Raw genomic sequence first — 14,472 nt, 5'->3', positions numbered from 1 at the left:
CCCAACGTCACTGGTTTAGGGGAACTGTTGCAGGGAACAATGCCTCTGCCCCACTGGTCTAGTCTTTTGGCCAATTCTACTGAAGGACTCTGGGTATTGACGGCAGGTCAGGCGCAGCAGGAACCCATGGCAGTGTTTAGTTCTTATCGCTGGTTTGATTTCCTAGACAGCACTAAAGAAACTTTTGACTTCGTGATTGTTGATGTCCCTGCGATCCTCGCTGCTGCGGATACATATCGAGTGCTGACAGCACTAGAGCGGGCTCTGTTGGTGGTGCGCCTAAGGCAAACACGACAGGAGGCCTTGGCCGAAGTGCTGAAAGCCTGCGATCTGGGTTTACGGCAAAAGATTCTGGGGATTGTGGTGAATGATGTAGCCAAGGCCAACCAAGCGTTTGGCAACTTCCAAACTCAGACTACTGACTTAGAGATGGGTTCGATCTCTGGGCTTTCTGCCTGAAGAACAGCTAATCCTTCACCTGTTGCCGTCTACTCCTTGGCCCTTGGCATTCGAACTAAGGCTAAAATAAAGAATGCTGGGAGAGATGGCAGAGTGGTCGAATGCGCTCGACTTGAAATCGAGTGTGGCAGTGATGCCACCGAGGGTTCGAATCCCTCTCTCTCCGTTCAATTAATTAACAAAAAGGCAGCCAGAGCTGCTCTAGCCGCCTCACTATTACTTTATTAATGTTTATTAATGATGCCTTTATTGGAGTGGCCTACAAGCCAAGATCCGCCAAAATGTCGGTGGCGTGGGTCTCGGTTTTCACGCTGGTATAGACATGGGAAATGATGCCATTGCCGTCAATCACATAGGTAACTCGCTTGGCGTAGCCGCCCCCATCCACGTCGTAGGCTTTGATAATTGACCTATCAACATCCGCCAGCAGGGGGAAGGGAAGGTTAAATTTCTCAGTGAACTTTTGGTGTGAGGTTTCGTCATCTGCACTCACGCCCAAAACGACGATATTTTTGTCCTGATAGGCGGCATAGTTGTCGCGAAAGCTACAGGCCTCCTTAGTGCAGCCGGGGGTATCATCCTTGGGGTAAAAGTACAGCACCACAGTTTTACCTGCAAAGTCACTGAGGGAGACCGTGTTGCCATGGGTGTCTTTGGCAGTAAAGGGGGGGGCGGGTGTACCAACGGCTAGAGCCATGGTGCATAACCTCCTAGCTTTAAGATTTGTTACGTTGTTTCGCTCTTTATTGTATCGGTAGGTGCCAAAAAGTTAGTAGTGGATGCGGGGGTCAATCCAAGCATTGACCACATCAATGAGAATGCTGGCAGCGACCACAATCACGGCAAAGAAAACCACAATTCCTTGCACCGTCGGATAATCCCGCAGAGTAATGGCTTCGTAGAGTCGCTGCCCCAGTCCCGGCCAAGAAAAGGTTACCTCTGTTAACACTGCTCCCCCCAAGAGGCTGGCAAGGGTGAAGCCCAAAACCGTGATCACGGGAATTAGGGCGTTCTTGAGGGCATGGTGAATGAGGATTCGATGTTCAGGAATACCACGGGCCCGGGCGGCTTCTACATAATCTGCCACTAACGTTTGCTTGAGATTCACCCGCACAATGCGCTCAAAGATGCCACTGAGGACGATCGCCAGCGTGACCGCAGGTAGAAGCAAGTAGGTCAACGCAGTTCCCAGTTGCTGAAGATTGCCATTCAGGAGCGCATCAAGCATGTACAGCCCAGTGGGGCCTTGGGGGGGTGTTGCGGTGATGGGGTAGCGGCTGCCCAAGGGAAGCCAACGCAGCTTCACCGCAAAGAGCAGTTGCAGGAGCATCCCGAACCAAAAGAGGGGCAAGGCATAGGTAATGATGCCAAAGAGACGGCCAGCCATATCCCAAGCAGTTCCGGATTTAACCGCAGCGAGACTGCCAATGAGCACTCCTAAGCCAAAGGCGATCGCCAGACTGACGAGGCTCAATTCTGCTGTGGCCGGAAAATGCTTGGCAATGATACTAGTGACTGCTTCCCCTTGACTGGTGAGGGAGGTTCCCAGATCAAATTGCAGAAGTTGCCCTAAATAATTCAAGTATTGCTGCCATAGGGGTTGCGCCAAGCCCAATTGTTGCCGCAAGGCCTCCTTTACAGCGGCCGGAGCACGGGGGCCTAAAATCGCATCCACGGGATCTCCTGGCGTGGCTCGCAGCAGCAAAAAGACGACGGTGACAATTGTCCACAGCATGAGTGGCGCAAGTAAAAGCCGCAGGAGCAAGTACCCCTGCAATGCACGCAGACGAGACATCAACAGCTGGAGTTATTCTTGGGGTGGGCTTGCTGCTCGCTGGCGATCGCGCTCAATTGAGGCCAAGAGGCGTTTTGGGTAGCTATCTGCTGCAATTTGCAAAATCTGATCGAGGGGGGTCTCATGCATAAACTTGCTGGCAGCAGCAATGTACTCGCGGTTAGGACAGCGATCGCCCAAGACACAGCCATTGACACAGGCCTCTGCACAATTGATGGTTTCTGGCGTTAGTTCACTCATGGCAGCTCTCCGAGGAATTTTTCAAATTTTAGCAAGGGGAAGCCAAATGAAAATTGGCAGTGATGACCATGCCCCCTAGGCTAGAATCATACTGGCAAGGGAAACGTTGGTTAGGAGGCAAAATGCGCAAGAAATGGATCACCCTGTTCGTGTTGCTATTGGGGATGATTCCCTTCATTGCCATTTCTGTGATGCCTCTGCTCACTAGTGCCTTTACGCCACCCCAAGCTACCCCAAGCCCGATGGCTAGTCCTGCCGCTGGGGACAAAGTTGCAGAGCTGCAAGCCCAAGAAAAGGGCTATCAATTGGTGCTGGAGCGGGAACCTAACAATGCCACAGCATTAGAAGGCTTAGTGCTGGCGCGGTTGCAACTGATTCAACTGGGCAAAGGAGAGATTGCCAGCGTCATTGACCCCCTGCGGCGGTTGGCGGCTCAGCGACCCGAACAAACAGACTATGCCATTCTCCTAGGGCAAGCGCAACAACAAACGGGCGATCGCGAGGGGGCTGCCCAAACGTTTCAAGGGGTTTTGGCTAAATCGCCGGGGAACCTCAATGCCCTGCGGGCACTGGTGGATCTCTACCTCAAGGAAAATCGTCCTCAAGCTGCCATTGGTCTGATTGAAGAGACCCTCCAAGGAGCAGAGCAAGCCAATAAAGTCCAACCGGGGAGCGTGGATGTCACGGCTGTACAACTCCTGCTTGGCGATGTCTATATGACTCAAAAACGCTATGATGAGGCGCTAACCCTTTTCCAAAATCTTGGCAAAGAAAATCCCAACGATTTTCGCCCAGTGCTTGCCCAAGCGATGGCACTGACGGAACAGGGGAAAAAGACCGAGGCGGCTTCCCTCTATGCTAAAGCGGTGGAATTAGCTCCTGCCAAGTATAAAGATGCCATTCAGCGGGCGGCCCAGCAGGTGCCAAAGGAATCTCCAGCGACCCCTGAACCCTCACCGCAGCAATAGAGTTATACTTGCTGCTGCAGTTCCTCGAGGCGAGCCAGTACCTCCTGACTGTGAATAGCGGGGTTCACTTTCACATAGCGCTCCCGCAGGATGCCCTCAGGATCAATGATGAAACTGTGGCGCAGCGAGACAAACCCCAACCACGAACCATAGGCTTTGCTGACTTGGCCATCGGGGTCAGATAGGAGGGGAAAGGTCAAGCCTTCACTGTCACAGAAATCTGCGTGGGAGTCCACGGAGTCGGCACTGACGCCAATGACTTCGGCATTGTGGACATGAAATTGCTCAATATCTCGTTGAAAGCGTTGGGCCTCAAGAGTACAGCCAGCGGTAAAGTCCTTGGGGTAAAAGTACAGCACCACCCACTTACCGCGATAATCCTTGAGGGAAATGAGCTGACCGTTGACACTGCTGGGAAGAGAAAAGTCGGGTGCGGGGGCATTCAGGGGCGGCAATTCACCCCCGAGGGCCCAACTGGGGGCTGCTGGGCTAAGAAACAGGATCAAACTCAAAAGGGCAACAAGTCCTGAGCGCAAGAACATAGTGAAATCGCTTAGTGAAATCGCTAAACTGGCCTTAGGAACGTATCTAGCTGCACTGTACCCTACTTTTAACGATTTTTCGAGTTTTCGAGGTTGATGCCGTCGCTCGCCGTTGTACAGCTCATGCCCCGTTGGTTGCGCTGGCTCTGTGCATTGGTGCTGGCGATCGCCCTTGGGGTGGGGCTGTGCCGCCTGATTGCCGAGAGCCTTTGGTTTCATCAACTGGGCTATTTGGCGGTGGTTTGGCAGCGCTGGAGTGTTCAAGCCCTACTGTTTCTGGCGGTTGCGGGGGTATCGCAGCTTTTCTATGGCTGGCAGCAACGCTGGCTGCTGCGGCAACGTACGGTGACCCTTGATCCAGTCCTGAGGGCACAGAGTACCTATCGGGGGCTGGGGCTATGGCGGCTTTTGTTGTGTGCTGGCGGTTTAACTTGGCTGCTCATTGTTGCAACTTACCACATTGGGGCGATCGCGCTGCAACTGTGGCAACAGCGCTCAGAAATGACATTTAACAGCCCTTTGCTGCCGCAATTGAGTGTTTGGCGGGTGGCGGAGCTATCGCTGCAAATGGTGCAGAATCCTTGGCTACTAGGGCTGAGTTTGGTGGCCTTGATACTGGGGCTGTGGTTGCCTGTAGGTCTCTTTCAGGGATTGGGCATTCTCTTGAGCCTCGCGATGGGGGCGATCGCCAGCCTCAGTTGGCCAGTTGTCCTCAAGGGACTGTTTGCCGCCAGTGATCCCCATACTGAGCCGCTCTTTCACCATTCCATTAGCTTTTACCTGTTTCAAATCCCCCTGTGGGAACTGTTGCGCCTATGGTTGGTGAACCTCAGTGTTGTCGGCTTAGGGGGAACGGCCTTGGGCTATCTCCTTGCCAATGAAAGTCTCAGTCATGGCAAATTCCTCGGCTTCGTGCGATCGCAACGGCGGCATTTACAGGGCTTAAGTGCCTTTGTCTTTGCCACAGTGGCCCTTAGCTTCTGGCTAGAGCGCTATAAACTTCTCTATTCGACCAAGGGGGCAGCCTTTGGCGCAGGCTATACCGATGTCACCGTACGCTTACCCCTTTATGGTTGGCTCTCGGCCTCAGCCTTTGCCGTTGCCTGTTTGTTGGCTTGGTCAGCGATTCGACGGGGCGGAGAAGGGCAGCGGCGGTTGGGCCCCATTGCCCCTGGCCTCTTTGGCTTTACCTTGGGCTATCTGGTGGTCATCCTGATTGTAGATTGGCTCCTACCCACAGCCATTGAAGCAGCCATTGTTCAACCCAACCAACTGCAACGGGAACTCCCCTACATTCAACGCACCCTTACCCACACCTGCGAAGGTTTTAACCTTGAAAAAATGCGGGTGGAACCTTTCCAGCCGGAAAATAACCTGAATGCCGAAATCATTGCTGCCAATGCGGCCACCACCCGCAATATTCGCCTTTGGGATACCCGCCCCCTTCTCGAAACCAACCGCCAACTGCAACAACTGCGCTCCTACTATCGGTTTCCAGCGGCTTTTCTGGATCGCTACTATCTGAAACTGGCTCCCGATCAAGACCAATCAGAAATTCGCCAAGTCCTCATTGCTGCTCGTGAAGTGGACTACAGTGCGGTTCAGCAGTTTGCCCGCAGTTGGATTAATGAGCACCTCGTGTTTACCCACGGCTATGGCTTCACGATCAGTCCGGTAAATACGGCGGAAGCCAATGGTCTGCCCAAGTACTTTGTTCGCGATATTGGCGATACGGGTGAGCTACTGGTCAATCCCCCACAGATTCGGGAGAGTATTCCCTTTTTCTACCCACGGATCTATTACGGTGAACTCACCAATACCTATATCTTTGTCCCCTCTAAGGTCCCGGAACTGGACTTTCCGCGGGGGGCTGAAAATGTTTATAACCACTATGACGGCACGGGGGGTGTGCCCATTGCCAGTTGGTGGCGACGCTTGGTCTACAGTGTCTATTTTCGAGATTGGCAACTCCTGTTGACCCCCAACTTGCGGCCAGACTCACGGGTTCTCTTTCGGCGATTGATTCAGGATCGCGTGCGGGCGATCGCCCCCTTCCTGCGCTTTGACAGTGAGCCCTACCTTGTTGTGGCTGATCCACGCTCTGAACAGGAGATTGCTACTAGCTCGAGCACGGCGGGGGTCAGCTATCTCTACTGGATGATTGATGCCTATACCGTCAGTCGCTACTATCCCTACAGCGATCCGGGGGAGCACTCGTTTAACTACATTCGCAACTCTGTGAAAGTGGTGGTGGACGCCTATAACGGCGATGTCACCTTTTATGTGGTGGAACCTGAGGATGTCATGATTCGCACGTGGCAGCGGATCTTCCCAACCCTTTTTCATCCTTTGAGTACGATGCCCCACCAGCTCTATCGCCACATTCGCTATCCCATTGATCTGCTGCAAGTGCAGTCCGAGCAGCTCCTGAAATACCACATGACCGATCCCGTGGTGTTTTACAACCGCGAAGACCTCTGGCAGATTCCCAAGGAGATCTACCGCGAAAAACCCCAAGCGGTTGCCCCCTACTATCTCATTACCAAGCTGCCCATTGGCTACACGGAGGAGTTTATTCTCCTGGTCCCCTTTACGCCCGTGAATCGTCCCAACCTCATTGGTTGGCTAGCGGCTCGTTCCGATGGCCAGAACTATGGCAAGCTTCTGCTCTACGTCTTTCCCAAGCAAGAACTGGTCTTTGGTCCTGAACAAATGGAGGCGCGGATCAATCAGGACCCCGTCATTTCGCAGCAAATTTCCCTCTGGAATCGCCAAGGGTCAAGATCGGTGCAGGGCAATCTCCTCATTATCCCCATCCAGCGATCGCTCCTGTATGTTGAACCCCTTTACCTCGAAGCCGATCAAAATCGACTGCCCACCTTGGCACGGGTCATCGTGATGGATAATCAGCGGATTGTGATGGCACCCACCCTAGAGGAGGCCCTGAAACGACTCTTTCCGCAATAGGGGCAAAAACCAGTGAAGACGCCTATGACTACAGCTGCATACCTCCATTTGCCCTTTTGTCGGCGCCGCTGCTTCTACTGTGACTTTCCAATTACGGTGGTGGGAGATTCTCCGACGCTGGCGGACTCACTGATTCAAGAGTATGTGGCGGCGCTGTGTCAAGAAATTGCCCACACCCCCACTGAGGGGCTACCGCTGCAAACTATCTTTTTTGGTGGTGGAACGCCTTCTCTAGTCCCGCCTCAATACTTTGGCCAACTGCTGGAAGCCCTCGATCGCCAGATGGGCATTGCCCTAGGAGCGGAAATTTCCATGGAAATGGATCCGGGGACATTTCACTTAGAACAATTGCAGGGCTATCTCAGGGCAGGGGTCAATCGTGTCAGCTTGGGCGTACAGGCCTTTGACAGTGAGCTATTGCGGCTGTGTGGCCGCAGTCACGATGGGGCCGATGTTGAGCGTGCAGTTGAGATGATTCATAGGGCGGGGGTAGCAAACTGGAGCATGGATCTAATTTCGGGCCTGCCGCAACAATCCTTAGCGGACTGGCAATCCTCCCTAGCGCAAGCGATCGCCTTCAAGCCAACGCATCTGTCTATCTATGACCTCATCATTGAGCCAAAAACCGTCTTCAGCAAACGCTATCAACCCGAAGCAGCCCCCCTACCCAGCCACGATCAGACTGCCGCCGCCTATCACCTTGCTCACGAGATGTTAACAGCAGCGGGCTACGATCACTACGAAATTTCTAACTATGCCCAACCGGGGTTTGCCTGTCGTCACAATCAAGTCTATTGGCGCAATCAATCCTACTATGGCTTTGGCATGGGCGCCACCAGTTATCTCCAACATCGCCGTCTCAGCCGCCCGCGTACCCGCCGTGAATACTATCAATGGCTACAAAGCTTACCAGAGAGTCTCAATCAAGGGAGTCCAGATTCCCTGTGGGATCGCTGGTTGGAAACCCTGATGTTGGGCTTGCGCCTCAGCGATGGCCTGTCTTTGAGGGCTTTGGCGGCTGAATTTCCTGCGTCCTGGGTTGAGGCCCTACAGGCAGCAGCGGTAAAAATGTCTCCAGAGTTGCTTTCTTTGGCGGGCGATCGCCTGCACTTAACACAGCCAGAGGGATTTCTAGTGGCTAATCACGTCATTGTCAGTCTTTGGGAAGCATTGGAGGGATCGGTTTTCCGCCAACAGGAAGGGCAACCCCTACCGATACACTAGAGGTTGTCTGACCAAGAATACACTCACGGGAAGGATCATGTTGGAACAGGGAACCATTTCAATCCACACTGAGAACATTTTTCCAATCATTAAAAAGTGGCTCTACTCCGATCATGAGATTTTCCTGCGGGAACTGGTCTCTAACGCCGTCGATGCCATTCAAAAACTGCGGATGGTGGCACGCTCTGGGGAATATAGCGGCGATGTGGATCACCCCGAAGTGACGATCACGATTGATAAAGAAAACAAAAAGTTAGCGATCGCCGACAATGGCATCGGCATGACCGCTGAGGAAGTCAAAAAATACATTACCCAAGTGGCCTTTTCCAGTGCCGAGGAATTCGTGCAAAAGTACAAAGGGGAAGGGGAAAACGCCATCATCGGCCACTTTGGATTGGGGTTTTACTCCGCCTTTATGGTGGCTGAGCGTGTGGAAATTGATACCCTTTCCTACCGTGAAGGCGCCGTTCCTGTCCATTGGACCTGTGATGGTTCCACGGAATTTACCCTTTCCGATGGCCAGCGCACCACTGTGGGCACCACAGTCACCCTGACGCTTCAAGACAGTGAATTGGAGTATCTAGAGCCAGCCCGTATTCGTGAGTTGGTTCGCAAGTACTGTGACTTTTTACCCGTTCCCATTCAACTTGAAGGGGAGCAAATCAATAAACAAATTGCGCCGTGGAAGAGTGCCCCCAATAGCCTCAGCAAAGAGGACTATCTGGAGTTCTATCGCTATCTCTATCCCTTCCAAGAAGACCCCCTGCTATGGGTTCACCTCAATACCGACTACCCCTTTGTGGTGAATGGGATTCTCTACTTCCCCAAGCTGCGCCCCGATATTGATGTCACCAAGGGGCAAATTAAGCTCTACTGCAATCAGGTCTTTGTCAGTGACAACTGCGAAGAGATCATTCCCCGCTTTTTGCTGCCTCTGCGGGGGGTGATTGACAGTAGCGATATTCCCCTAAATGTGTCCCGCAGTTTCCTGCAAAACGATCGCACTGTTCGTAAAATTGCTGACTACATTGCCAAGAAGGTGGGCGATCGCCTGAAGGAGCTATATCGCGAAGACCCCGCTGCCTACGTGCACCTATGGCAAGACCTTGGCACCTTTGTTAAATTTGGCTCCATCAACGATGAGAAGTTCAAAAAGCAGGTGGAAGACATTCTCATCTACCGCACCACTGCCGAATTGACCTCCAAAGACAGCGACGACGTTTGGGCAGCTGAGGGGGGCATTCAAGTGGATGGCAAAACCTATACCACCCTCAAACAATACCTAGAGCGCAACAAGGAGCGCCAAGGCAATCGCGTCTATTACTGCACCGATGAGGTGAACCAAGCCACCTATGTGCAACTGCTCAAGAGCCAAGGGATTGAAGTTCTCTTTATGGACACTTTTATTGATACTCACTTTGTACCGTGGCTGGAGCAGAACTACAGCAATGTCAAGTTTCTGCGGGTGGATGCGGAGCTGGATGAAACCCTGATTGATAAGAGCAAAGAGAGCGAACTCATTGACCCCACCACCAACAAAACCCGCAGTGAGCAGATTAAAGCCCTCTTTGAATCCGTGCTGAAAAAGCCAAAGCTGACAATCCGCACCGAGGCCCTCAAGGCCGATGCCCCGCCGGCGATGATCCTACTCCCTGAAGCCAGTCGGCGGATGCAGGAGATGATGGCAATGATGCAGCAGCAAGCCAATGCGCAGTTGCCGGAGGAGCATATCTTAGTTGTCAACACCGCCCATCCCTTGGTGCAAAATCTCCTCAGCCTTAACCAAGGAACGATTATTCAAACCAGCGGCACCTCAGAAACGGGTACATTGGTCGAAAAGCTGTGTCAGTATATCTACGATTTGGCCTTGATGTCCCAGCGGGCCTTTGATGCCAATGGTATGCAGCAATTTACGGAGCGGGCCAGTCAAGTGCTAACCCAACTGACAGCGATGGCCACGCGCTAACCTTTACAGATATGGGAGGTAATCCATGATAGTTACGGTAGGCTTATTGGCGGGAGCGATCGCCCTATTGGCCTGGGGACTCTACCGCAACCTGCCCTATGGCAAGGTGGGGATAGTGGCATGGCTGCAAACCCTTGTCCTGATGCTCCCTTGGCTGGTGGTTTTCGGCAGCCTCAGCTTTGGGATTGTGATTAACTTTGCTGCCGTCCTCTTTGGGCTGGTGTTTTCGATTGTGGCCTATATTGCCCTGGGGCGGTGGTTGCGATCGCTGGCAGTCACCGCAGAACTCCCCTTGGCTGCTTCTGGGCGTTCTGAACTGGAGCAAGCCACCACAGAACAGACAACCGCCGCGCCGCCTACCGAGAAACCTAGCCTTCCCCCTGAGGATTTGCAAGCCATTCAAAGCATCTTTAGTGTTGATACCTACTTTGCCACCGATTACATTCCCTACAAGGGAGGCGTGATCTGTCCAGGGAATCTGCGGGGTGAGGCTAAAGCGGTGCATCAGCAACTCACCGAACGACTACAGGCCGCCTTGCCCGATCGCTATCGCCTCTTTATGGTGCCCAATAGTGAGGGCAAGCCCATGGTGGTCATCTTGCCGATGACCACTGAGCCGATCCGCTCCGGCAAGCTCCAAAAGCTAGCGGCGGTGCTGTTGGCGGTGGCCACCCTGGGCACCTGTCTCGAGACCAGTGCCATTTTGCAGGGCTTTAGCCTACTGGGGAATCCTACTGCCGGCCTCTTTCAGCGATCGCTCCCCTTTGCCCTCGGCCTCTTTGGCATTGCGGCTGTGCGGGAGGTGGGCCACTGGTTAATGGCCAAACGCTATCGGGCACGCTTGGGGCCGCCGATCTTTTTGCCGGCGTGGCAGTTGGGGACTTTTGGTGCGATGACCCGCCTTGAATCCTTCCTGGCCAATCGCAGTCAACTGTTTGATATGGGGGCCGCGGGGGCGATCGCCGCCGGTAGTGTTTCGCTGCTGCTGTTGAGCATTGGCTTTGTCCTCTCGCCCACAGGTCAGGGTTTAGAGGTGCCGACCCTCTTTTTCCAAGGATCGATTTTAGTGGGGACGATCGCCAAGCTCTTTTTGGGGCAGCAATTGCACAGCGAAGTGGTGATGGTGCATCCCTTGGTGATTCTGGGCTGGCTGGGGCTGATCATGACTGCTTTGAACTTGATGCCTGCAGGGCAACTGGATGGCGGGCGGATTATTCAAGCTATTTACGGTACGAAAACCGCCAAACGACTGACGGTTATTACCCTTGTGGTCTTGGGCTTGGTGGCAATTGTCAACCCCTTGGCCCTGTATTGGGCGTTGGTGATCCTGCTATTGCAGCGGGATGTGGATCAGCCCAGTCTCGATGAAATAACAGAACCGGACGATACCCGTGCCGGTTTGGGGCTGCTGTTGTTGTTCTTGATGGCAGCTACCCTCATTCCAATGGCACCGGGGCTGGCTGGTCGGCTGGGGATTGGAGGCTAAATGCCCGATTCACTGCGGCAAATTTTGACGGCAGTTGCCCAAGGAGAACTGACTGTAGAGACGGCCTATCGCCAATTGCAACACCTTGCCTACGAACCCGTTGGCGATTTCGCGCGCCTTGATCACCAGCGGCAGCAGCGCACGGGCTTTCCAGAGGTCATTTGGGGGCCTGGGAAAACCCCCCAGCAAATTGCTGAAATTCTGGAGCGGATGCGTCCCCACTATCCCTGTGTGATGGCCACGCGTATTTCCCCAGAGGTTTTTGAGGCGGTGCGATCGCGCCTTGGGGGACTGCACTATTTTGAAAAGGCACAGATTTGCAGTACAGCCCCCATTTTGCCGCCGCAGTTTCCGCTTCAGGTGGGTTTGGTCTGTGCCGGTACAGCGGATCTGCCCGTGGCCGAAGAGGCGGCAGTGACGTTGCAGCTCTCAGGGTTTAGCGTTGAGCGGTTTTGGGATGTGGGGGTGGCGGGACTTCATCGCCTCTTGAGTGTGCGCGATCGCCTTGAGCAGATGGCGGTGCTAATTGTTGTTGCCGGTATGGAGGGGGCACTGCCCAGTGTGGTGGCGGGGCTAGTCTCAGTGCCCGTGATTGCGGTGCCCACCAGTATTGGCTATGGCGCGAACTTTGCTGGTTTGGCGGCGCTGCTCACAATGCTCAATTCCTGTGCCCCCGGCATTGGTGTTGTCAATATTGACAATGGCTTTGGGGCCGCCATGCTAGCGGCCAAGATCTTGCGATCGCTCAGTCAACGGTTATAATGGTTATTTGTTCTTAACGTGTGATTGATCATCAGGTGAGCTGTGGCTAACATTAAATCTGCCGCTAAACGTGCCCAAATTGCTGAGCGCAACCGTCTGCGCAACAAGGCCTATCGCTCGGCAGTGCGTACCTTGATTAAAAATTACTTGAATGCCATTAGTCAGTACAGCGCCGACCCCACCCCAGAAAAACTGGCGGAAGTCCACCAACGCCTGAACTTAGCCTTTAGCAAAATTGACAAAGCCGTTAAGCGCGGCGTTCTCCATCGCAATACCGGTGCCCGTCGCAAGGCGCGCTTGACACGGATTCTCAACAAAACACTGCAACCTGCCGCCTAATCCCCATGTTGGTGGATACCCACGTCCATCTGAATTTTCCAGAGTACGCGGCCGATCTGGAAGCAGTAGCTGAGCGCTGGCGATCGGCGGGGGTGGTGCGTTTGGTGCATGCTTGTGTCGAACCGCAGGAATTTCCAGCCATTCAGCGCCTGAGTGCCCAGTTTCCAGAAGTGTTTATGGCCGTGGGTCTCCATCCCTTGGATACCCAGCAGTGGCAGCCAGAACTCAAGGAGAAAATTGCCAGCCTTGCCAGCAATGAACCCAAGGTGGTGGCCATTGGCGAAACCGGCCTAGACTTTTACAAAGCCACGAACCGCGAGCAACAGGAGGCCGCCTTTTGGGCACAGTTGGAGGTCGCCCAGGCATTGGATTTACCCGTGATCATCCACTGTCGCGAAGCAGCGGCGGCGGCCCGGGATCTGTTGCAGCAATTTGTGCGCGATCGCGGTCCGGTTCGAGGGGTCATGCACTGTTGGGGCGGAACTCCCGAAGAAACTGAATGGTTTCTCAATCTGGGTCTTTTTATTAGCTTTAGCGGCACGGTCACCTTTAAGAACGCTAAACAAATTCACGCCTCAGCGCAGATAGTTCCCAGCGATCGCCTGCTCATTGAAACCGATTGTCCTTTTTTGGCCCCTGTGCCCAAGCGGGGTGAAAAGCGGAACGAACCCAGCTATGTGCGCTTTGTGGCCGAAGCCGTAGCCCGCCTGCGACAATGTGACCTTGCGGAACTAGAACGGCAGACAACTCTCAACGCCTGTCATCTCTTTCGGCTACCACTGCCCACAGAGGCCTCTATTGCCACCTTTTCCTAGGCTAAAGATTGATTTAGCCAGTCATCGGAGCGGCGCAAAACGGTATCGTACAGCCCAATATCTTCCCCTTCGTGACGGTTAATACCCGTATAAACCAGGCTTGGATCTTCATAGCGCTTGAACTTGTACACCGCATCGTTCATCAGCGCGCTGTTGAAGACGCCGAGGCTGACGAGGAGTTCAAAATCTTTCACCGTCAGCCCCGTGACGTTCTTGAACAACCCCGGCTCCAACTGCGTGATCACATCGCGCAGCGTTCGTTCCCGATGGTCGGTCAAATACATAAAAATGGGGATGCGCGTCGCCAGCTTGATGAGCTTTTCCTGAATCTGTTTGCGCTTGCTCTTGAATTCCTTCTCCTCTTCGGTCAGCTCACGCTTTTCTTGAGCGGAAAGCGCTCGGTCGTTGGCCTCTTTTTTCAGCCGTTTCACGGCCTCCGACTTGTTGATGATGGTTTCAATCTCCTGATTGAGGTTGCGGAAGCCCTCAATGTTCATCAGCGCCTGCATCGCCTGTTCGTTGGTTATCAGCCGCCGCAGAGTGTCATTGTCCACATTCACCAATAGCGCGCTTTCCCAGCGGCGGGCCAGCAGGGTGGCGGTGGTGCCGCTCATGGCCATTTCCAGCACGCCGGCGGCATCAATCTGTCGCATTGAACTCCCATCATACGCCAGCACCGGCAGGAAGTGGATAAATTCCTCCACTTTCTTTTCCGGGTCATCCTCATTCACATTCAGGCGGCAACTGTAGTCGGCAATCTGCCGCAGGGCGCGATCCGGCGCAAAATCGAACACATAGCACTCTTCTTTGAGAATCAGCTCCGCGTTGGGTGAGGTTCCGTCAGGATTCTGAATCGTCCATGGACTCTGCACGCGGAAGGCGGCCTGGAAGTAGGTTTCTGGGCTAGAT

At 53.8% G+C, this 14,472-nt stretch carries 12 protein-coding genes, 1 tRNA gene and 2 pseudogenes; 10 read left to right on the top strand and 5 right to left on the bottom strand.

Features of this window, described 5'->3' with window-relative positions; all coding sequences use genetic code 11:
- Together H8Q75_RS00245 and H8Q75_RS00240 are read left to right on the top strand one after the other, a co-directional pair.
- Positions 1–459: pseudogene (locus H8Q75_RS00245) on the top strand (hypothetical protein); the annotation flags it as partial.
- Positions 460–538: 79 nt separating this feature from the next.
- Positions 539–625, top strand: a tRNA-Ser gene (locus H8Q75_RS00240).
- A gap of 93 nt (positions 626–718) precedes the next feature.
- On the opposite strand, the gene H8Q75_RS00235 is transcribed toward H8Q75_RS00240, so the two are convergent.
- From H8Q75_RS00235 to H8Q75_RS00225, 3 genes are all read right to left on the bottom strand, one after another.
- A complete protein-coding gene (locus H8Q75_RS00235; RefSeq protein WP_024124504.1) occupies positions 719–1,156 on the bottom strand; it encodes a peroxiredoxin in 438 nt (145 codons plus the stop codon).
- A 72-nt stretch (positions 1,157–1,228) separates the two neighbouring features.
- The gene (locus H8Q75_RS00230) at positions 1,229–2,254 is read right to left on the bottom strand and encodes an ABC transporter permease (RefSeq protein ID WP_297039390.1); all 1,026 of its coding nucleotides are present in this window, start codon (positions 2,252–2,254) and stop codon (positions 1,229–1,231) included.
- A 12-nt stretch (positions 2,255–2,266) separates the two neighbouring features.
- A complete protein-coding gene (locus H8Q75_RS00225) occupies positions 2,267–2,494 on the bottom strand; it encodes a hypothetical protein (RefSeq protein ID WP_024124502.1) in 228 nt (75 codons plus the stop codon).
- 122 nt (positions 2,495–2,616) lie between these two features.
- On the opposite strand from H8Q75_RS00225, the gene H8Q75_RS00220 reads away from it, so the two are divergent.
- Positions 2,617–3,462 carry a tetratricopeptide repeat protein gene (locus H8Q75_RS00220; protein ID WP_024124501.1) on the top strand — a complete coding sequence of 282 codons (846 nt, stop codon included), beginning with the start codon at positions 2,617–2,619 and terminating at the stop codon, positions 3,460–3,462.
- A gap of 2 nt (positions 3,463–3,464) precedes the next feature.
- Here the strand turns inward: H8Q75_RS00220 and H8Q75_RS00215 are convergent, their stop codons facing one another.
- Positions 3,465–4,004 (bottom strand): redoxin domain-containing protein, encoded by a 540-nt coding sequence (locus H8Q75_RS00215; RefSeq protein WP_297039383.1) that lies wholly within the window; start codon positions 4,002–4,004, stop codon positions 3,465–3,467.
- 96 nt (positions 4,005–4,100) lie between these two features.
- Between H8Q75_RS00215 and H8Q75_RS00210 the strand changes: the two genes are divergently transcribed.
- From H8Q75_RS00210 to H8Q75_RS00180, 7 genes are read left to right on the top strand one after another with little or no spacing between them, the layout of a single operon-like run.
- Complete coding sequence (locus H8Q75_RS00210; RefSeq protein ID WP_041429049.1) at positions 4,101–6,971, top strand: UPF0182 family protein; 2,871 nt, start codon at positions 4,101–4,103, stop codon at positions 6,969–6,971.
- 24 nt (positions 6,972–6,995) lie between these two features.
- Positions 6,996–8,195, top strand: coding sequence for a radical SAM family heme chaperone HemW (gene hemW / locus H8Q75_RS00205; RefSeq protein WP_297039380.1), 1,200 nt, complete (start codon positions 6,996–6,998; stop codon positions 8,193–8,195).
- 37 nt (positions 8,196–8,232) lie between these two features.
- Positions 8,233–10,161 (top strand): molecular chaperone HtpG, encoded by a 1,929-nt coding sequence (gene htpG / locus H8Q75_RS00200; RefSeq protein ID WP_041429047.1) that lies wholly within the window; start codon positions 8,233–8,235, stop codon positions 10,159–10,161.
- A gap of 25 nt (positions 10,162–10,186) precedes the next feature.
- Entirely contained in the window at positions 10,187–11,647 is a 1,461-nt protein-coding gene (locus H8Q75_RS00195; RefSeq protein ID WP_297039376.1) for a site-2 protease family protein, read from the top strand.
- Positions 11,648–12,409 carry a nickel pincer cofactor biosynthesis protein LarB gene (gene larB / locus H8Q75_RS00190; protein WP_024124495.1) on the top strand — a complete coding sequence of 254 codons (762 nt, stop codon included), beginning with the start codon at positions 11,648–11,650 and terminating at the stop codon, positions 12,407–12,409.
- A gap of 42 nt (positions 12,410–12,451) precedes the next feature.
- A complete protein-coding gene (rpsT, locus tag H8Q75_RS00185; RefSeq protein WP_024124494.1) occupies positions 12,452–12,748 on the top strand; it encodes a 30S ribosomal protein S20 in 297 nt (98 codons plus the stop codon).
- Positions 12,749–12,753: 5 nt separating this feature from the next.
- Positions 12,754–13,563: a TatD family hydrolase gene (locus H8Q75_RS00180; RefSeq protein ID WP_297039367.1), complete on the top strand. Its 810-nt coding sequence runs from the start codon at positions 12,754–12,756 to the stop codon at positions 13,561–13,563.
- Here the strand turns inward: H8Q75_RS00180 and H8Q75_RS00175 are convergent.
- Positions 13,560–14,472 (bottom strand): annotated as a pseudogene (locus H8Q75_RS00175) (restriction endonuclease); the annotation flags it as partial. The gene H8Q75_RS00180 and the pseudogene H8Q75_RS00175 sit on opposite strands and share 4 nt — an antisense overlap.

Origin of the sequence: Thermosynechococcus sp. OHK43, assembly GCF_014466085.1 — a bacterium.
In the GTDB taxonomy this organism is placed as follows: Bacteria; Cyanobacteriota; Cyanobacteriia; order Thermosynechococcales; family Thermosynechococcaceae; genus Thermosynechococcus.
The sequence above is the reverse complement of the archived record's forward strand: the minus strand, read 5'-3'. Positions and strand labels throughout refer to the sequence as shown.

Coding starts and splice junctions, on each gene's coding strand:
- H8Q75_RS00235 (WP_024124504.1), bottom strand. CDS start 1,156: ATGGCTCTAGCCGTTGGTACACCCGCCCCCCCCTTTACTGCCAAAGAC.
- H8Q75_RS00230 (WP_297039390.1), bottom strand. CDS start 2,254: ATGTCTCGTCTGCGTGCATTGCAGGGGTACTTGCTCCTGCGGCTTTTA.
- H8Q75_RS00225 (WP_024124502.1), bottom strand. CDS start 2,494: ATGAGTGAACTAACGCCAGAAACCATCAATTGTGCAGAGGCCTGTGTC.
- H8Q75_RS00220 (WP_024124501.1), top strand. CDS start 2,617: ATGCGCAAGAAATGGATCACCCTGTTCGTGTTGCTATTGGGGATGATT.
- H8Q75_RS00215 (WP_297039383.1), bottom strand. CDS start 4,004: ATGTTCTTGCGCTCAGGACTTGTTGCCCTTTTGAGTTTGATCCTGTTT.
- H8Q75_RS00210 (WP_041429049.1), top strand. CDS start 4,101: ATGCCGTCGCTCGCCGTTGTACAGCTCATGCCCCGTTGGTTGCGCTGG.
- hemW (WP_297039380.1), top strand. CDS start 6,996: ATGACTACAGCTGCATACCTCCATTTGCCCTTTTGTCGGCGCCGCTGC.
- htpG (WP_041429047.1), top strand. CDS start 8,233: ATGTTGGAACAGGGAACCATTTCAATCCACACTGAGAACATTTTTCCA.
- H8Q75_RS00195 (WP_297039376.1), top strand. CDS start 10,187: ATGATAGTTACGGTAGGCTTATTGGCGGGAGCGATCGCCCTATTGGCC.
- larB (WP_024124495.1), top strand. CDS start 11,648: ATGCCCGATTCACTGCGGCAAATTTTGACGGCAGTTGCCCAAGGAGAA.
- H8Q75_RS00180 (WP_297039367.1), top strand. CDS start 12,754: ATGTTGGTGGATACCCACGTCCATCTGAATTTTCCAGAGTACGCGGCC.